The organism is Pseudomonas sp. BF-RE-21, assembly GCF_019947305.1.
Classification (GTDB): domain Bacteria; phylum Pseudomonadota; class Gammaproteobacteria; order Pseudomonadales; family Pseudomonadaceae; genus Aquipseudomonas; species Aquipseudomonas migulae.
Genome location: NZ_JAGYGF010000078.1, coordinates 1 through 18961 on the forward strand (window position 1 = coordinate 1; position 18961 = coordinate 18961).

Annotated in this window: 15 protein-coding genes; 9 read left to right on the forward strand and 6 right to left on the reverse strand. The window is 60.7% G+C overall.

All coding sequences use genetic code 11. The annotated features are described in order from the left end of the window. Positions 1 to 135: 135 nt before the first annotated feature. Positions 136 to 2421, reverse strand: a complete 2286-nt coding sequence (tynA, locus tag KGB25_RS28680) for a primary-amine oxidase (RefSeq protein WP_223437720.1) — start codon at positions 2419 to 2421, stop codon at positions 136 to 138. Between the two features lie 215 nt (positions 2422 to 2636). On the opposite strand from tynA, the gene KGB25_RS28685 reads away from it, so the two are divergent. From KGB25_RS28685 to KGB25_RS28695, 3 genes are all read left to right on the forward strand, one after another. Then, positions 2637 to 3137, forward strand: coding sequence for a sigma-70 family RNA polymerase sigma factor (locus tag KGB25_RS28685; protein ID WP_008038304.1), 501 nt, complete (start codon positions 2637 to 2639; stop codon positions 3135 to 3137). Positions 3138 to 3177: 40 nt separating this feature from the next. Then, complete coding sequence (locus tag KGB25_RS28690; protein ID WP_223437722.1) at positions 3178 to 4161, forward strand: FecR family protein; 984 nt, start codon at positions 3178 to 3180, stop codon at positions 4159 to 4161. A 97-nt stretch (positions 4162 to 4258) separates the two neighbouring features. Continuing rightward, entirely contained in the window at positions 4259 to 6691 is a 2433-nt protein-coding gene (locus KGB25_RS28695; RefSeq protein ID WP_223437724.1) for a TonB-dependent siderophore receptor, read from the forward strand. Positions 6692 to 6803: 112 nt separating this feature from the next. Here the strand turns inward: KGB25_RS28695 and KGB25_RS28700 are convergent, their stop codons facing one another. Continuing rightward, the gene (locus tag KGB25_RS28700; protein ID WP_223437726.1) at positions 6804 to 7955 is read right to left on the reverse strand and encodes an MFS transporter; all 1152 of its coding nucleotides are present in this window, start codon (positions 7953 to 7955) and stop codon (positions 6804 to 6806) included. 165 nt (positions 7956 to 8120) lie between these two features. On the opposite strand from KGB25_RS28700, the gene KGB25_RS28705 reads away from it, so the two are divergent. Next, positions 8121 to 9113 carry a diaminopimelate epimerase gene (locus tag KGB25_RS28705; protein WP_223437728.1) on the forward strand — a complete coding sequence of 331 codons (993 nt, stop codon included), beginning with the start codon at positions 8121 to 8123 and terminating at the stop codon, positions 9111 to 9113. Between the two features lie 103 nt (positions 9114 to 9216). Here the strand turns inward: KGB25_RS28705 and codA are convergent, their stop codons facing one another. Further along, positions 9217 to 10464, reverse strand: coding sequence for a cytosine deaminase (codA, locus tag KGB25_RS28710; RefSeq protein WP_223437729.1), 1248 nt, complete (start codon positions 10462 to 10464; stop codon positions 9217 to 9219). A 274-nt stretch (positions 10465 to 10738) separates the two neighbouring features. Then, positions 10739 to 11563, reverse strand: a complete 825-nt coding sequence (locus KGB25_RS28715; RefSeq protein ID WP_223437732.1) for an alpha/beta fold hydrolase — start codon at positions 11561 to 11563, stop codon at positions 10739 to 10741. Positions 11564 to 11715: 152 nt separating this feature from the next. On the opposite strand from KGB25_RS28715, the gene KGB25_RS28720 reads away from it, so the two are divergent. Beyond that, positions 11716 to 14223, forward strand: coding sequence for an RHS repeat-associated core domain-containing protein (locus tag KGB25_RS28720; protein WP_223437734.1), 2508 nt, complete (start codon positions 11716 to 11718; stop codon positions 14221 to 14223). A gap of 338 nt (positions 14224 to 14561) precedes the next feature. On the opposite strand, the gene queD is transcribed toward KGB25_RS28720, so the two are convergent. Continuing rightward, a complete protein-coding gene (gene queD, locus KGB25_RS28730; RefSeq protein ID WP_008025299.1) occupies positions 14562 to 14918 on the reverse strand; it encodes a 6-carboxytetrahydropterin synthase QueD in 357 nt (118 codons plus the stop codon). A 74-nt stretch (positions 14919 to 14992) separates the two neighbouring features. Then, a complete protein-coding gene (locus KGB25_RS28735; RefSeq protein WP_008038320.1) occupies positions 14993 to 16072 on the reverse strand; it encodes a hypothetical protein in 1080 nt (359 codons plus the stop codon). 273 nt (positions 16073 to 16345) lie between these two features. Here KGB25_RS28735 and KGB25_RS28740 point away from each other — a divergent pair, with 273 nt between their 5' ends. Genes KGB25_RS28740 through KGB25_RS28755 form a run of 4 tightly spaced genes read left to right on the forward strand, consistent with a single transcriptional unit; the run spans position 16346 to position 18941 of the window. Further along, the gene (locus KGB25_RS28740; RefSeq protein WP_008025303.1) at positions 16346 to 16654 is read left to right on the forward strand and encodes a PepSY domain-containing protein; all 309 of its coding nucleotides are present in this window, start codon (positions 16346 to 16348) and stop codon (positions 16652 to 16654) included. After that, positions 16654 to 16959 (forward strand): PepSY domain-containing protein, encoded by a 306-nt coding sequence (locus KGB25_RS28745; protein ID WP_223414051.1) that lies wholly within the window; start codon positions 16654 to 16656, stop codon positions 16957 to 16959. Before KGB25_RS28740 ends, KGB25_RS28745 begins: the two co-directional genes overlap by 1 nt. 3 nt (positions 16960 to 16962) lie before the next feature. Further along, the gene (locus KGB25_RS28750; RefSeq protein WP_008025306.1) at positions 16963 to 17631 is read left to right on the forward strand and encodes a response regulator transcription factor; all 669 of its coding nucleotides are present in this window, start codon (positions 16963 to 16965) and stop codon (positions 17629 to 17631) included. Further along, entirely contained in the window at positions 17628 to 18941 is a 1314-nt protein-coding gene (locus KGB25_RS28755; RefSeq protein WP_223437738.1) for a sensor histidine kinase, read from the forward strand. The genes KGB25_RS28750 and KGB25_RS28755 overlap by 4 nt, the downstream gene beginning before the upstream one ends. Positions 18942 to 18961 lie beyond the last annotated feature (20 nt).

Here is an 18961-nt window from a genome sequence, read left to right on the forward strand (position 1 = left end):
GAGATCGCCATCGCCGGCAAGCCGGGCTCCTACAGGTTTATGCCAGCCCACAATCCGGAGCATCCCTGCGATCTGTAGGAGCTGGCTTGCCGGCGATGGCGGCCGTGAGATCGCCATCGCCAGCAAGCCGGGCTCCTACTTTGCGTTGAGGTTCAGCGTCGGCGTTTCATCAAAGAAATTCCACGGCTTCAACAGCACATGCACCCACTCGGTCGGCATGATCGGCCATTCCTCCGCACGGGCGATGTGCGTGGTGCCGGTGGTCAGCCAGACCACGTCATCGCTGTTTTCGATGGACTGGTTGTCGTGGGTGAACTGCCCAAGCCCCGCATCCTTGTCCGAGCGGTTCGGGTATTTGCCTTCCGGATACTTCTCTTCCGGGTTGTAGCGCGTCACCCACAGCTGTTTGTCCATGAAACTCAGGCGGTGATAGAGCCATTCGTCTTTGCCGAAATTGGCACCCTTGGCCACCGGGTGCGTGCCGCCGGCGTACGGAATCAACTGATAGGAAACCGGGTTGCCGACTTTGTTTTCCTTGCTGGTATTGGTCAGCAGGCGAACAGTCGACGGGTCGAATTTCTGCGCGGCTTGCTGCTCGGTGCCGACGACTTTGGTTTCGGTCTGCATCGTGCTGGTGCGCGGCCCGCCACGGTCGTTCGGGGCTACCACCGGGTTCACTTCCACCAGCGAGTTGTTCTCACCGTCCACGTCCATGTCCAGGCGGAAGTTGTAGATGTGCTGGTGCGTGGTGCCGACGATGTTGTGGTCCAGCAGCGTGCCGTAGCGCGTGTCTTCCTTGGCGGTGGCTTCGTGCATGGTTTTCGATTTCACGCCCTTGACCGCTTCGATACCGGTGGCGCCGGCGTCGATGCCAATGGTGCCGTTTTGCTGGAAGACCCAGTCAAAAATGTAGTCGTAGTTGCCGACGGTGCTGATCCAGCGCACCACCAGTTCGCGACGCTCGGTGCTGAGGTTGGGCTGGCCCATTTCCTGGTGTTTGTATTCCGGGCCGGCGTAGCGCTCGAACACCGCCATGGCGCGGGGAATCGAAGTCGGGGCGCCGGTGTAGTCGGCAATGGTGGCGTCCAGCAGCACGGCGTTTTCCGGAGCATCTTTACCGCGCGCAATCGGCGAGGTCAGCGTGCCCATGCCGTAATCGCCCGAGTCGAGATAAGCCTTGAAGTACCAGCCGCCATCCGGATCGCCATAGGGCACGATCATGCCGCCGAGCGAGCCTTCGTACATGATTTTGCGTTTCTTGCCCTTGTCGTCATAAGTGACGGTGGACAGGATCGGGCCGACCCGCGAGTCGAGGCGAACGTGGAAGTCCCAGTTCTGCCAGTGAATGCTGTTGCCGGAGATGGTGTAGTTTTTGCCTTCGGGCTCGATGATTTCCAGCGGCTTGACCGACGTGCCCTTACGCCCGCGTCCGTCGTACGGCGTCGATTTCATCGGCACCGGAATGACCGCATCGTCTTCGATCTTGATCAGTTTCTTCTGCTCCAGATCGACAATCGCCACCAGCCCCTCGATCGGGTGCGCCCAGTAGTTGCCGTCACCGGTATTCAGATAGCTGACGATTTTCAGCAGACGCTTGTCCTGCGCCAGCCCGTCCTTGCCGTCGAAGTAACCGACCGTCAACGGCGTGGCCACCACCTTTTTCACATCGCTGATACCGCGTTTGGTCAGCGCCTGCGCATACTCGGGGCTCGCTTCAATCGCCGATTGCACCGTCGCGAAGTCATCCAGCAGGACCATGCCGTGGGCACCTTCGATCGGCTTCCACGATTTGAGCGTCTTGCTGTCGAGATCGACCAGGCCTTCAACCACATGCTTGCCGTCGAGCACCACAATGTTGGCCTGGCGCGGTTGGGCGACGTTTTGCCCGCTGTAGACGAAATTCCACACCTGATCCTTCGGCGGCTCGTTGACCGAGACTTCCGTGAAGCGGAAACCGGGTTTGTAGTGCTCCGATTGCTTGATGATCTCGACAGCGGTCTTGATCTCATCCGCGCTCAGCGGGTTGAGCGGGTTAGGGCGCGTCTCGACGACAAAGGTCTTGTCCAGGCCGGACTGGAACACCTGATTGATGAAGTCCTTGGACATGAAAGCGGTCTTGCCCTTGAACACCACCGGCACACTCAGCTCCATCCGTTTGCCGTTGAGCATGGCGACCTTGCTGCCCGGTTTGACCTTGAGATAAACGCCGTCCTTGGCAATCACGAACAGGTCGGCGTAGTCGTCCCATTTCACCGTGGCCCCAAACTCCTCAAGGCCCGCTTGCAGCGGCACCATCTCGGCGTGCCCGCCATGGGCCTGAGCGGTGCCCGCCCAGTAAGGCAGGCCAAGCGTGCCAAGGCTGATGGCCAGCGCGAGGCGGGCGAGGGGTTTTCTTTTCAGTGAGGCAAAGGAGGTGAACATGTCTGAATTCCTGGACGAACGCCGGTGACTGGCATGACTGCACTTTGCTACAGCTTGTGGCTGGCTTCTTTTGGATGCCTGCCAGAATCCTTTGGCTGTGTGCCTAAATCAACTTTTCTCGTTGACGAGTGGTGGCGAGTCGGCTGTCTGGAATCCATTGCTTCCGGTTAATAGGAAGCATTACTATTCACGCCCCGTCATCACAGCACACCGCAATGACCCCCAAGTTGCCCCGCAGACACGGCTTTTTCGAGCATTACGAAGAGTTGGTTGGCACCTGGACCCGTCGCCTGAGAAATCGTCAGCAGGCCGAGGATCTGGCCCACGACACTTTCGTACGGGTGCTTGAGTCCGATTCGGCGGCGGTGCAGCAGCCCCGGGCGTATTTGCACCAGACTGCGCGCAACATCGCGGTGGATGGTTATCGGCGTGAGGATCGGCGGGGCGCCATGGAGTCGGAGGCGATTGATCACAGTGTGTCGTCGTCCGGCGACCCGGAGCATTTCATGCATGCGATCCAGTTGGCTGATTCCATTGAACGGGCGCTCACCGAGTTGCCGGTCAACTGTCGCAAGGTTTTTGTTTGGCAGAAGATCGAAGGGCTGACCCAGGCTGAAATCGCCGAACGCCTGGGACTGTCCAAGAACATGGTGGAAAAGTATATGATCCGCACCCTGCGGCATCTGCGCGACCGCCTCGACGGTTTGCAACCATGATCGGCCGTGCACTCTCTTCCCCAGCCAAACAGGAACTTCCATGATGGATACTCGTGATTGCGCGTGCGGGCAAACGACGGTTCGCGATGAGGCGGCGCAGTGGTTTGTGCGTTTGCAGGAGCCGGCCATTGACGTCGAAGAGCGCCAGCGTTTCGAGCACTGGCTGAACGAGCACCCTCAGCACCGCGACGAATTTCAGTTGCTTCAGGGCCTGTGGACAGCCGCCGACCTGGTGCCGCGTGCGCGACTGCAAGCCTTGTGCGAAACCCCGCCGGCGCGCACCAAACGTCGGCCGCTGGTGCGTTATGCGGTGGCGGCCAGTGTGGTGGCCGTGGCGCTGGGCCTGGGCCTGTTCAGCGGTTTGAATCAACCGGCGCCATACACCGCCGAGTATTCGACGACGTTGGGCGAGCGTCGCCAGGTGGCGCTGCCGGACGGTTCGGTGATCGACCTGAACAGCCGCAGCCGTCTTCAGGTGCGCTTTGAAAAAGGCCAGCGCGGCATCGAGTTGACGCAAGGCGAGGCAATGTTCAGCGTCGCCCATGACAGCGATCGGCCATTCGTGGTCCAAGCGGGCAGCGGCAAGGTCACGGTCACCGGCACGCGCTTCGATGTGCGTCGGGGCGTCAGTGACACCCGGGTCGTGGTGGAGCAGGGCACGGTCAGGGTTCAGGGGCACGGCGCGGCGGACAATGAGTTCGTCAACCTTACCGCTGGCCTCGGCACGCGCATTGATGCCCAGGGCAAAGTGGCCGCGGCCTATGCGGTCAACCCTGCGGAATTGACGGCCTGGCGCAACGGCAAACTGGTGTTCAACAACGCCAGCCTGGCCGAAGTGGCCGAGGAAGTGTCGCGTTATCGGGCCAAGCCACTCACCGTCGGCAACGACACAGTGGGCAATCTGCGCCTGACCAGCGTGTTCAAATCCGACAACACCGACGCGCTGCTCAAGGCCTTGCCGACCATCTTGCCGGTGGCCGTGCGCACCCTCGATGACGGCAGTCAGGAAATAATTTCAAAATAAATTCAGGTTTTTTTCGAGTTGATCGTCTTCCTGTCCAACTGCAACTGGTTTGCATTAACAGGCGCACACTCTTGCGATCCACAGGACTACGTTCGACGTGAAAAAAACCACCGCTAAAAACAACAACTCCCTTTGGTTGCCGCTGGCCCTTGCGCTGGCGGTCAACGCTGCGCTGCCCCAGGCCTTTGCCGCCGATGCCATTCACATCCCGGCGCAGCCCTTGGGTCAGGCGCTGAGCGAGCTCGGCCAGCAAACCTCGTTGCAGGTTTTTTTCAGTCCTGAACTGGTCGCCGGTAAACAGGCCCCGGCGGTGGATGGCAACCTTTCGCCGGAGCAGGCCTTGCGCCAATTGCTGCAGGGCAGCGGTCTCGAGTATCAGATCGACGAAGGTTCGGTGACCCTGACGCCGGCTCCATCTCCGACTTCCGCCACCAACGGCCCGCTGGAACTGGGCGTGACTGACATCAAGGTCGTCGGTGACTGGCTCGGTGACGCCGATGCCGCCGTGGTGCAGAACCACCCCGGCGCCCGCACGGTGATTCGCCGCGAAGCCATGGTCGAGCAAGGCGCGATGAACGTCGGCGACGTGTTGAAGCGCGTGCCCGGCGTGCAAGTGCAAGAAGCCAACGGCACTGGCGGCAGCGATATCTCCCTGAACGTCGGCGTACGCGGCCTGACTTCGCGTCTGTCGCCACGCTCCACCGTGCTGATCGACGGCGTACCGGCCGCATTCGCACCGTATGGCCAGCCGCAGCTGTCCATGGCTCCGATTTCCTCGGGTAACCTCGACAGCATCGACGTGGTGCGCGGTGCCGGTTCCGTGCGCTACGGGCCGCAGAACGTTGGCGGTGTGATCAACTTCGTGACCCGCGCAATCCCGGAAAAAGCCTCCGCCGAAATCGGCACCACCCTGGAAACCTCCAAGCACGGTGGCTGGAAGCACATCGACACGGCGTTTGCCGGCGGTACGGCGGACAACGGCATGGGCGTGGCGCTGTTGTACTCGGGCGTGAACGGCAACGGTTACCGTGAGCGCAACAACGGCAACGACATCGACGACGTGCTGCTCAAGACCCACTGGGCGCCGACCGATGTCGACGACTTCAGCTTCAACCTGCATTACTACGACGCCAGCGCCGACATGCCCGGCGGCCTGACTCAGGCGCAGTACGACGCCAATCCGTTTCAGTCCGACCGCAACAACGACAACTTCAGCGGGCGCCGCAAGGACGTCTCGTTCAAGTGGGCACGGCAGATCGATGACCGTACCCAGGCAGAAGTGCTGACGTACTACTCCGACAGCTTCCGTGGCAGCAACATCGCCGCCCGCGACCAGAAGACTATCGGCTCGTTCCCGCGTACCTATTACACCTTCGGCATCGAACCGCGGGTGTCCCATGTGTTCGACGTGGGCCCGACCACCCAGGAAGTCAGCGTCGGTTATCGCTACCTCAAGGAAGGCATGCACGAACAGGCGACTCGTCTGGAGCTGAACAAGAGCAACGAGCCCGTCGTGATCAAGGCCTCGGACGGCCATGTGTACCAGGACCGCACCGGCGGCACGGAAGCCAACTCCGTTTACCTCGACGACAAGATCGACGTCGGCAACTGGACGATTACACCCGGTATCCGTTTCGAGCACATCAGCACCGACTGGCATGAGCGTCCCGGACGCGATGCCGATGGCAAGCGTGTGACAGAGAAGAATCGCAGCATCGAAAGCAACGAGCCGCTGCCGGCCTTGAGCGTGATGTATCACATTTCCGATGCCTGGAAACTGTTCGCCAACTACGAGACTTCGTTCGGCAGCCTGCAGTATTTCCAGCTCGGCCAGGGCGGTACGGGTGACAGTACCGCCAACGGTCTGGAGCCGGAAAAAGCCAAGACCTACGAGCTCGGCACGCGCTACAACGATGATGTGTGGGGCGGCGAAGTGACGCTGTTCTACATCGACTTCGATAAAGAGTTGCAGTACATCAGCAACGATGCGGGCTGGACCAACCTCGGCGCAACCACGCACCAAGGCGTTGAAGCATCGGTGCATTACGACATGGCGGCACTGGACCCACGGCTCGACGGCCTGAGCGCCAACGCCGGTTTCACCTACACACGTGCCGTGTATGAAGGGGAGATTCCGGGCTTCAAGGGCCGTGACCTGCCGTTCTATTCGCGCCAGGTCGCAACTGCCGGCTTGCGATATGACATCGACCGCTGGACCTACAACGTCGATGCGTTTGCCCAGTCCAAACAACGTTCGCCGGGCGTTGCCGTGAATTCCAATGGCAGCTTCACCAACAACTACATCACCGAAGGCACTGCCGACGGTCAGTACGGCGACATTCCCGGTTACGTCACCTGGAACGTGCGGGGCGGTTATGACTTCGGCGCGCAGCTATCGAACCTGAAAGTCGGCGCCGGGGTGAAAAACATCTTCGACAAGCAGTACTTCACCCGCTCCAGCGACAACAACTCGGGCATGTACGTCGGCGCACCGCGCACGTTCTTTGTGCAGGCCAGCGTCGGGTTCTGATAGACCGAGTCGCCTGCATCGCCGGCAAGCCGGCTCCTACAAGGTTTTGCGTCGTGCACAAATTGTGTGAATGACATCAAACCTGTAGGAGCCGGCTTGCCGGCGATGCTTTTCAGGCCTTCAACACCTTCCCGCCAATGGCAACCGCCACCAGCAACACCGCCATCAGCCCAAAGGCAAAACTCAAACTGCTGCCGTGGGCGATGAACCCGATCACCGCCGGCCCCGCCAGAATCCCCGCGTAACCCAGCGTCGTAATCGCCGGCACGGCAATGCTTTCAGGCATGACCGTCTGCTTGCCCACGGCGGTGTACAGCACCGGCACGATATTCGAGCAGCCCGCGCCCAGCAGCGCATAACCCACCAGCGCCATCTCCCAGCTCGGTGCGAACGTCGCCAGAAACAGGCCGGTAGCGGCCGTCAGCCCACCGAACACGATCACCCGTGTCGCGCCTAGGCGCCGGACGATATTGTCACCGGTCAAGCGCCCGGCCGTCATGGTCAGCGCAAACGCCGCATAACCCAATCCCGCATAGGCCGTGTCGATCCCGCGTTCCTGCGCCAGGAACACCGCGCTCCAGTCCAGTGCCGCGCCCTCGGCAAGGAACACGATGAAACACATCCCGCCGATAAACAGCACGATGCCGTGGGGAATGGCAAAGGCCGGCCCGGAACTTTCGCTGCCATACGGCAGCAGGTGCGGCGCGGCTTTGCACAGTGCGATCAGCAGCAGCACGATCACCACCAGCATCGCTCCCAACGGAGAAACCCCGAAGCCGAGCAGGGCACTGACGCCCGCCGCCCCGACAATCCCGCCGAGGCTGAACAGCCCGTGGAAACCCGACATCATGGTCTTGCCGCTGGCGCGCTCGACGATCACCGCTTGCAGGTTTACCGTCGAATCCACCGTGCCGAGGCCCGCGCCGAACATGAACAAGGCCGCAATCAGCGCCGGGATCGAGGACACCGTCGCCAACAGCGGCAGCGCCAGACAGATCAACAACGTACCGCCCGTCAGCACGCGCCGGCAGCCGAAACGCGTGGCCAGCAGCCCCGCCATCGGCATCGCCAGAATCGAGCCCACCCCCAGGCACAACAGCAGCAAACCGAGGGTGCCTTCATCCAGCCCGGCCCGGGCCTTGGCGTAAGGCACCAGCGGCGCCCACGCGGCAATCCCGAAACCGGCGATGAAAAAGGCAATGCGCGTGGACATCTGTTCCAGGCGTCCGGGCACGAAAGTGGTGGGCGTGTTGAGGTTGGTCATATCGATCCTTGGCAAAAAACGTCGCGTCCCCAAGGGACAGTGACTCACCCATGAGGTTCGATCAGTGTCCGGACGGTTTCGCGGTCAGGCAGGGTGACATCCTTGCACAGCCCGTCGCGGTTTCGCGATATGTTGCACGCCTGTGATGTTTACACGGGAGGCGCCATGACGCCGTTCTACGATGCTCGAGGCAATATCTACGCGGTAGTGGCGCCGGATGCAGTGCGCCGCACAGGGATCGATTTACCTGAACAGGCCAGTCTGGCGGCGCAAACCCGCACGACCTGGGCAGTGTCGGCCATCGAGGCGTTCTGTGCCTGGGCGCCGGGCACGCAACCGCCCGGCAGCAAGGACCATCGCTGCGACGGTCTGCTGGTCGGCCCGTTTCAAACATCGCCGCCGTTCGATCTGTTGATCGTCAACACCGACGGCACCCTGGCCGAGCGCAGTGGCAACGGGCTGACGATTTTCTCCCAGGCGCTCAGCGATCAAGGACTGTTTCCGGAAAACGCGGCGTGTGTGCTCAGGGTTCATCACGACAAGGCCGACACGCCTTCGCCCGGTGAAACATTGGTGAACAGTGCGCAGGTCGAGGGTGTGCAGGGTTTCTGGCTGGATCTGGGCAAACCGGCGTTCGGGCCCGAGGCGGTCAGTGCTCAAGGGGTGACCGATGTGGCATTCAACGGCCGTGGGCTCAGCCACGTTCAATCGTTGTCGGCGCTGGATCCCGCTTGGTCGCGCAGCCAGTTCGTGCGGGTCGGCAACCCGCATTGCGTAACGCTTGTGGACGATGCCGAGGCATTGCCGGCCAATGAGCAGATGCGCGAAGCGCGATTGTCCGAAGGGTTGACGCGCATTGCCTATGCCATGCCGACCGGGGCAGGGCGACCGTGCCCGGCGGGGGTTAATTTGCAATGGGCGATGCGCGAGTCAGCGGGGAAAATTGCTGCTCGGGTGTTTGAACGTGGGGAAGGGCCGACGGCGTCGTCCGGTACCAGTGCGAGCGCGGTGGCGTGTGCGGCTTGGCGGGTGGGTTGGGTGGCGGCGGGTGAGGTGAAGGTGGTGATGCCTGGTGGGACTGCGCCGATTTTGTTGGAGGAAACAGACGGGGAATTGAGTCGGGTCAGTTTGTTTGGTACGGCGCGATTGATGGGTTGAATTTGAGATTGCCTTCGCGGGCAAGCCTCGCTCCTACAAGGTCGGCGCAAACCTGTAGGAGCGAGGCTTGCCCGCGAAGGCGTCAGCTCAGCCAACACAAAACTCAGGGTTGCTCACCAAAAAACTCCACCACCGGCATCTGCCGCTTCATCAACACCTTCCCATCACGAACCGAATACAGCGGCAAGCCCTGACTGCGGATCACCTCGTAATCGCTGTCCGCCGAAAGAATCAGCAAATTCGCCGGCCGCCCGCGCTCCAGTCCATACCGATCCCCCAGGTTCATCGCCCTGGCGCTGTTGTCGGTGACCAGGTCCAGCGCGCTTTGCAGGTTGCGATACCCGAGCATGTGACAGATGTGCAGACCCGCTTCGAGCACCCGCAAAATGTTGCCGTTACCCAGCGGATACCACGGGTCGACGATTGAGTCCTGGCCGAAGCACACGTTCATCCCCGCTTCGAGCAACTCATTCACCCGAGTGACGCCACGACGTTTCGGAAAGTTGTCGTAGCGCCCTTGCAGGTGAATGCTTTCGGTGGGGCAGGAGACAAAACTGATCCCCGAATGCCCGAGCAGGCGAAACAGTTTGGCGCAGTACGCGTTGTCGTAAGAGCCCATGGCCGTGGTGTGGCTGGCCGTGACCCGCGAGCCCATGTCGCGGCTGCGGGCTTCTTCGGCGAGCACTTCGAGAAACCGCGAATGCGGGTCATCGGTTTCATCGCAATGCACGTCCACCAGGCAACCGGTGCGCTCAGCGAGGTCCATCAGGAACTTCACTGAGCTCACGCCCTGATCGCGGGTGTATTCGAAATGCGGAATCCCGCCGACCACGTCCGCGCCCATGCGGATCGCTTCTTCCATCAGTTCACGACCGTTGCGGTACGACTCGATGCCTTCCTGGGGGAAGGCGACGATTTGCATGTCGATCAGGTGACGGCTTTCCTCGCGCACTTCGAGCATCGCCTTCAGCGCCGTCAGCTGAGGGTCGGTGACATCGACATGGGTACGCACATGCTGGATGCCGTGGGCGGCGAGGGCCTGGATGGTTTTCCTGGCGCGGGTCTTGGTGTCTTCCTCGGTGATCGTCACCTTGCGCTCGCCCCAGCATTCGATGCCTTCGAACAGCGTGCCGCTCATGTTCCAGCGCGGTTCGCCAGCGGTGAGCGTGGCGTCGAGGTGGATGTGCGGTTCGACGAAGGGCGGCACCACCAGGTTGCCGCCGGCGTCCAGATCATCGGGGCCCAGGGTCGGCGCTTCGGTCTGACGGGCAATATTGCTGATCAGGCCGTTTTCCAGGTGCAATTCATGCAGGCCTTCTTGGTTGCGCAGGCGGGCGTTGATGATGTGCATCAGGCGAATCCTTTTGGAGATCTTGTAGTAGTGCGTTGGCGCGTCAGTTATAGACATTAGCGCGGCAACGGAAATCGAGCATCGGTCAGATGCGAACTTTGACCACGGCAGCGAAAGAAAAATGCCCGCCATTGATCGGGACCACACCGCTTCCCTGTAGGAGCCGGCTTGCTGCGGGCGGCGTTCCGACGATGGCGGTATAACAGGCAACATATGTGCCGACTGACACACCGCTATCGCCAGCAAGCTGGCTCCTACAAAGAATCGGGTGTTTTCAGGGGGATTTGGGGAGAAAACGCAGCAGCGCGGCAACGATCGCCTCCGGCGCATCTTCCTGAACCAGATGCCCGGCATTGGGGATTGGGTGAAACTGCGCCCCCGCAATCATCTGCTGCAGCGCGCGGCCACGCTCGATGGGGATCCACTGATCATCCTCGCCCCACAGAATCTGCACCGGGCAACGAACCGTCGGGTACAACCCCTCGACCTCACGGGTATAGCGCTGATCCATCTGCGCGATCTGCCGGTAAAACGCCGCTTGCCCCGGATCGCCCAGCCACGGTTGCACGTAGGGCGCGAGTTCATCGTCGGGTATGTCGCGCTTGATCGCCCCGCGAACATAGGCCGACACAATCGCCCGCTGAATGTAATCGGGCACGCCGCTGAACACCGCTTCATGCTGACGCACCTGCTGCACGAACGGCGAGCCCCACGGCGTCAACGCCACCGGGTCAATCAGCGTCAGGCTGCGGTAGTCCTTGCCGTTCAGCAGATGCGCGCGCAGCACCGTCGCGCCACCGAAATCGTGGGCCACCACATCCGGGCAATCCAGCCCCCAATGCTCCAGCAGTTGCGTCAACAGCTCGTTCTGCACGCCCAGCGACACATCGCCCTCGACCTTCTCGGACAGCCCATAACCCAGCAGGTCGAAGTAATGCACCCGGTGCGACGTGATGAAGTGCGGCGCAATCCGGTGCCACACATACGAAGAGAACGGCGTGCCATGCACGAACACCAACGGTGGGCCGTCGCCACGCACGGCGTAACGGACGGAGTGCCCGTTGAAGCGATAGGTTTGAGCCAGCGGCCAGTCAGTCATGGGGACGTCCTCTTGGCGGGTGCGAGCGAAAAAGCATAGGCATAAAAAAACCGCTCGTCCCGGCAGTTTTTTTGATCTGTCGGATCAGCGGGACGAATACCTGTGATTTGTGACAGTAGACGGCTGTTGATGGCGGATGATATCCACAGCCCATGGACAACCTCAGCCTGCATCACGGAACGCCCGCACTGGCGGTCATCGACCCGCGCGGCCTGGCTGTGCGCAGCGTGGCGTACTGGCGTGGGGAGAGTGGTCAAACATCGCAGGCGCGGGTGACGCGGCAGGTGTTCGATACGGCGGGAAGGGGGATTGAGCAACGGGATGCGCGGTTGTCCGCGTCGGCGTTGAGTCATCGTTTCACCCTGACCGGCAAGGTGTTGGCGACTGACAGTGTCGATGCCGGTTGGCGGGTGTTGTTGCCCGGGCAAGCGGATGAGGTCTTGAGTGGATGGGACAGTCGGGGGGCTCGGCAGGATACGCAGTACGATACGTCGCTGCGTCCTGTTGCCGTAAGAGAGCTGGAACGGGTTGTGGAGCGCTTTGAATACGGCAGCGCCGGGGCCGGTTTTGATGCTGCCAATCAATGCGGTCGAGTGATTCGCCACGACGATCCGGCGGGCACGCGGCACATGCCGGCGTACGATCTGCGGGGGTTCGCGTTAAGTGAAATCAGCCACTTTCTGGCCTCCCTCGATCCGCCGGATTGGCCGCTGGACTGCGCCGCACGCGATCGCTTGCTGGAAGCTGATCCCGGGCTTGCAAGCCATTGGGCCTATAACCCGTTGGGCGATTTGCTAAGCCTCACCGACGCCAAAAAACACCGTCGTCACTTCACCTACACCGTGGCCGGGCAGCTCAAGGACGGCTGGTTGCAACCGGCGAACACTGTCGCACCCGGACAATGCCTGGTGCACGACATCCACTACAACCCCGGCGGAAAAGTCGAACGGGAAACCGCTGGCAATGGCGTGGTCACCGAAGCGCAGTACGCGCTTGATGACGGGCGCCTGCTGCGCTTGTGCGCCGGGTTGCCGAACACCGCACCGCTGCAAGACCTGCGATACAACGTCGACCCGCTGGGCAACATCCTCCAGATCGAAAATCACGCAGTGCCGATTCGTTACCACAATAACCAGCGCATCGACGGCCAATGCACCTACGGCTACGACACCTTTGGTCAATTAACCCACGCCACCGGCTGGGAAGCCGAGCGCTCATCCAGTTATCCCGGCACTCCCTACCGCGCCTCGGCCAACCCCAACGCCGTGGTCAACTATCGCGAAGAATACGACTACGACGCGGGTGGCAACCTGACTGAACTGCGCCACCTCGGCGTCCAACCGTTCACCCGGCGCTGGGACATCGACCCGGACAGCAATCGCAGCCTGCTCAAGGGCGAACAACCACCGGATTTCGCCCGCCATTTCGACGCCAACGGCAACCTGCAATATTTGCAGCCTGGCCAAACCATGACCTGGGATGCGCGTAACCAGTTGGCCAGCGTGTCACCGGTGGTGCGCAAAGACGAAGACGACGACACCGAATGCTACCTCTACGGCGGCGGAGGCAAACGCCTGCGCAAAGTCCGCACCGCACTGGCCGCCGCCCGTACCGTGATTGCCGAAGTGCGCTATCTGCCGGGGCTGGAGATCCATCATCGTCCGGGCGGCAAGCAGCATGAAGTGCTCGACCTGGAGGCCGGACGCAATCGGGTGAGGTGGCTGCACGGCGTCGATGCGCCCGACCATTCGTTGCGTTACCACCTGACCGACCATCTCGGGTCCGGGACGCTGGAATTGGATGAACACGCCAGGGTGCAGAGCCGCGAAGAGTTTTACCCATATGGCGGCACGGCTTGTGAAAACCATAGCGATCAAAGTGGTGCATACAAAACCATTCGCTATTCGGGCAAGGAGCGGGATGCGACCGGATTGTATTACTACGGTTATCGCTACTTTGCGCCGTGGCTGTGCCGATGGATCAACCCGGACCCGGCGGGGGCGGTGGATGGGTTGAATTTGTATTGTTTTGTGGGGAATTCGCCGGTGGGGCATGTGGATGTGGATGGGCGGATGCTGGAGGACGATCTGGATGTTCCGGGTAACATCGATGATTTTCTCCAAGATACCGGTCCACTTCCGCCTCAAGCGATTGCAATAATCGAGGGTGATTTGCGCTCGCAAGACACGCAGTATTCGAACATTTCTTCATTTCATGGAGACACAGATCCTTCGGCAGTGTTGAATTTTAACTCACTCACTGAACAGGCATTTACATCCGAAGTTGGGCCTACTGTGCCTCCCCCATCGGCCAAACGTTATGCTTGTCCTGGTTGTGATAAAAGTTTTAATAAGAAGGGGCGCCTTTCCGAGCATTCGAGAATGCATACCGGAGAAAAGCCATACTTGTGTTCTTGGGGGGATTGTGGTGGAAAATTTTCCAGTAAAGGTATTCTGCGCGAACATATGCGGATACATACTAATGAAAGACGATATGCCTGCAAAAAAGTGGGGTGCACCGAAAAATTTACGCAATATTCCAGCCTTACGAAACATAAGAAAACGCATACTGGTGAAAGACCATTTGTCTGCAAAGTAGAGGGATGTGGGGAAGCGTTTACGCAGAGCAGTAATCTTACTCGTCATAAAAAAAAAGCATAACAGGCCAAATGTCTGCACAGCAGATGGGTGTGGCGCAGCGTTTGCGCAGGAAAGCAAACTTGCGAAACACTTACTAACTCATACTCTGCAATATATGTGCTCGGAAGAAGGGTGCGGTAAGGCGTTTGCGGATAGTAGCAAGCGTAATGAACATGCTTGGGTTCATAGGGTAAGGGATACTTGCCCGGTTGAGGGATGTTACAGTCGGTTGAGTTCTCCACAAGCGTTAAGAAAACATATGAAACTGAATCATCCTGGGTTGTAGGCTTGCTGACGATATTTTCACCAAGTTAACAACCTAAAAACCACCGATTTCGGTGGTTTTTTGATCTATCGACTTATTCGCCGCGATAGATGCAACCGCTGGTGCAGGTCTCGTGAATACGGATCGCGCTGAGTTCTGGCAGCAATGGCTTGAGTTCAACCCAGATCCACTTCGCCAACACTTCACTGGTCGGATTCTCCAACCCCGGAATGTCATTCAGATAGTTGTGATCCAACCGCTCATACAACGGCTTGAAGATCGCCTTGATCTCGGAAAAGTCGCGAATCCAGCCGGTATGCGGGTCCAGATCGCCACTCAAATGAATCGCCACTTTGAACGAGTGACCGTGCAGGCGGCCGCACTTGTGGCCTTCCGGGACGTGGGGCAGGCGGTGGGCGGATTCGAAGGTAAATTCTTTGAAGATTTCCACAGTGGTTTCAGCTCTGTCAGGTGGCGATCGCCGCAGCGATGTGGGCAGGCGGCGAGTTTAACAGTTTGTCCTGACTAAAGGGTCAGCAAGCGTTCGCCAAGGCGACCGTTGGCGGCCAGTTCGAGAAACTCATCGCCCAGCCTGCGGCTTTCATCCATGGTCGCACGCCAGTATTTCTGCCGGCTCGGCGCATCGCCCATGAAACGCTTGAAGTCGTTACGGTCCGGCAGTTTGCCGTAGGGCAGGCGGGCCAGGTATTCCTTGGACGGCGCCAGCAACAGGACATCCTGCAAGCGCGTTGGGCAGGCACGGCGCCACGGCAGGGTTTTGTCGAACCAGCCGGGAATCACCCGGTCGGTGAAGTGTGGATAGAGCACGATGTCGTTGCCGCTGTAGGGCAGGTCGAGGTGATAGTCGAGCAGGCCGCCGTCGCGGAACGTCCCGGTGCCGGCACCCGGCAGATCGCGCACGCCTTCCATGACCATCGGGATCGAGCCCGAGGCGAGCAGGGCCTGGCGCAGGTTGCCGGTATTCAGTGCGACGAAGCGCGAGGGGAAATCGTTCAGCGCGTTGACCGGCGGTGCCAGGCGCGGGTCGTGGATGATCAGTCGCTCGAAATGCCGCGACAGCCGCGCGCGACCGCGCAGGTTGTCGGCGATCACCGACGACAGGCCCAGCCCGAGACGACCGCGATGATCGTCCGCAAGCAGGCCGTGGCTTTTGACCACCATGATGTTCAGCCGGTAATTCGCGTTGCTCAGAATCGCTGCATCGCGACCGTCGAGCAGGTCATTGAGCATGCGTTGCGAGCTCTGGCTGATCTGCGCCATGGTCACGCCCTTGGCGAAGTTCTGCTCGGTGTACAGGTGACCAAGGCGGCGGATGCCTTCGGCGGCGTCCGGCAGGCAGGCACTGGCGAAGCGCCAGGAGCCGACCGAGGCGCCGATCAGCGACCGCTCACGCGGCGCGGCGGGCAGCCATTCGCCAAACAGCGCCAAGTCCAGACCTTGAATCCCCAACGCCTTCGGCCCGCCGGCAGCACCCGGCAACGTACCGACATCGGCGGCGTTCAAGCCGTGCTCACGGATGCGCGCCAAGGCACGCGGACCGGCCTTGAGGGTCAGGGAAGGGAACTTGATGTGGATGGCGGTCATACCGGTCTCGATGTCTGGCAAGCGGGCGGATTATAAACAGGTCAGGCAACGTCACAAATCTACTGTGGGAGCGAGCCTGCTCGCGATGGCGTACTGACATTCAACATTGATGTCGACTGACACGACGCCATCGCGAGCAGGCTCGCTCCCACAGGTTTTGTGTCGGTCGGTGATGGCGCGTTGTCATGGCCAATGATGGCAATTCAGTTTCAATTAAGTTCGAATCGCTAAGGTGCCTTCCGTACGCAACACATAAAAAATACGGAGACACCCATGAAAACCCTGACTGCCCTGTTCACCGCCTCCATCGTCGCCATGACCGTCAGCATCGCCCACGCTCGCGACCTGGGCCCCGACGAAGCCCTGCGGCTGCGCGACGCTGGTACCATTGTGTCTTTCGAGAAGCTCAACGCCACGGCACTGGCCAAACACCCAGGCTCGACGGTCACCGAAACCGAGCTGGAAGAAGAGTACGGCAAGTACATCTATCAGGTGGAGCTGCGCGACCCGCAAGGCCTTGAGTGGGACCTGGAATTAGACGCGGTCAGCGGGCAACTTCTCAAGGATCATCAGGATACGTAATGAAGGTGTGTTCATTGTCACGCATGGCGCTGGTGCTTCTGGCGTTTTGCTCGATCGTCATGGCCCGCGACCTTGATCAGGACGAAGCGCTGCGTCTGCGCCAGCAGGGCGTGATCCTGCCGCTCGAACAAGTGGTGAAGCAGGCGCTGGAGCGTTATCCAGGCTCTAAGCTGCTGGAAGCCGAGCTCGAAGAGAAACACGACGTCTACATTTATGAAGTCGAACTGCTGACCACCGAAGGCGTGGTCCGTGAGCTGGACCTCGACGCCGCCACTGGCAAGTTACTGAAAGACAAGGAAGATTGACCGATGCGATTGCTGCTGGTGGAAGACCATGTGCCCCTGGCCGACGAACTGATGGCCGGCCTCAACCGCCAGGGCTACGCCGTGGACTGGCTGGCCGACGGTCGCGACGCGGTGTATCAGGGCAGCAGCGAACCGTATGACCTGATCATCCTCGACCTCGGTCTGCCCGGTTTGCCAGGGCTCGACGTGTTGGCGCAATGGCGCGCAGGCGGGCTGGCCACGCCGGTGTTGATCCTCACCGCGCGCGGTTCCTGGGCCGAACGGATCGAAGGCCTCAAGGCCGGCGCCGACGATTACCTGAGCAAACCTTTCCACCCTGAAGAGCTGCATTTGCGCATTCAGGCGTTGTTGCGCCGTTCCCATGGCCAGGTCAATCAACCGACGCTGCAGTCGGCCGGATTGCACCTGGACGAAGGCCGGCAATGCGTGACCCGCGACGGCGCCGACATCCAGCTCACCGCTGCGGAGTTTCGCCTGCTGCGCTATTTCATGCTGCACCCCGAGCAGATCCTCTCCAAAAGCCACCTCGCCGAACACCTCTACGACGGTGAAACCGAGCGCGACTCAAACGTGCTGGAAGTTCACGTCAACCACCTGCGGCGCAAGCTCGGGCGCAGCGTGATCGAAACCCGTCGCGGCCAGGGTTACCTGTTCGGCGGGCAAGCGCAGTGAGGTCGATCCAGCGCCGCTTGAGTCTGGGGCTGATCAGCGTGATGGTGATCGTCGGCCTGGTGCTGGCGCAAACCAGCCTGTGGTTGTTCGAAGTGGGCTTGCAGCGCTACCTCGAAGCGGGGCTGCGCAACGACAGCGAAAGTTTGCTGGTGGCGCTGGTGCGCGGGCCGCAGGGCTTGCAGCTGGATGAACGACATCTGTCACCGGCTTATCAGCGGCCGTTTTCCGGGCATTACTTCCGCATCGATTTTGCTGACAGCCATTGGCGCTCCCGTTCGTTGTGGGATCAGGAATTGCCGCGCCTCGAACATCCCGGCCTGCACAGCAACCTGCAACTGGGGCCGGAAGGCCAGCAATTGCTGGTCTTGCGTTCGGACTATCGCCGTTTGGGACAATCGATCTCCATCAGCGTCGCTCAGGATTACACGCCGGTGCGCGAGAGTTTCAAGCGCATGCAGCAAGTGGGCCTGGGCCTGGGGCTGGCGGGATTGCTGCTGATTTTGCTGTTGCAACGGATCACCGTGCGCCGCGCCTTGCGTCCACTGGAAAAGGCCCGTGAGCAGATTGCTCAGTTGCAGCAGGGCCAGCGTTCGCAACTGGATGATCAGGTGCCGGTGGAACTTGAGCCGTTGGTGGCGCAGATCAACCATTTGCTCGCCCACACCGAAGACAGCCTCAAGCGTTCGCGCAATGCGCTGGGCAACCTTGGGCATGCCTTGAAAACCCCGCTGGCGGTGTTGTTGAGCATGGCCTCCAGCGAGAAACTCGACGCCCATCCCGAGCTGCGCAAGATCCTCAAAGACCAATTGGCACAGGTTCAGCAGCGACTCAATCGCGAGCTTAACCGCGCACGGTTGTCCGGCGATGCGCTGCCGGGGGCGTTGTTTGATTGCGATGCGGAACTGCCGGGATTGCTCGCCACGTTGAACATGATCCACGGCGAACACCTTGAACTGAGCTATCGCGCGCCGGCCGGGTTGCAGTTGCCTTGGGATCGCGAAGACTTGCTGGAACTGCTGGGCAACCTGCTGGACAACGCCTGTAAGTGGGCGGATGCCGAGGTGCGGTTGAGCGTGGTCGAGACGGCCGCAGGGTTCGAGCTAAGCGTGGAAGATGATGGGCCGGGGATTCCCGAGGACCAGCGCGCTCAGGTGTTCAGCCGGGGCACACGGCTGGATGAGCAGGCGCAAGGGCATGGGTTGGGGCTGGGAATTGTGCGCGACATCGTCGACACGTGGGGCGGGGTGTTGCGGCTGGAGGAGAGCGAGTGGGGCGGGTTGAAGGTCGTCATCGAACTGCCCAAACGCTGACCCCGGAAACACCGCTTTAC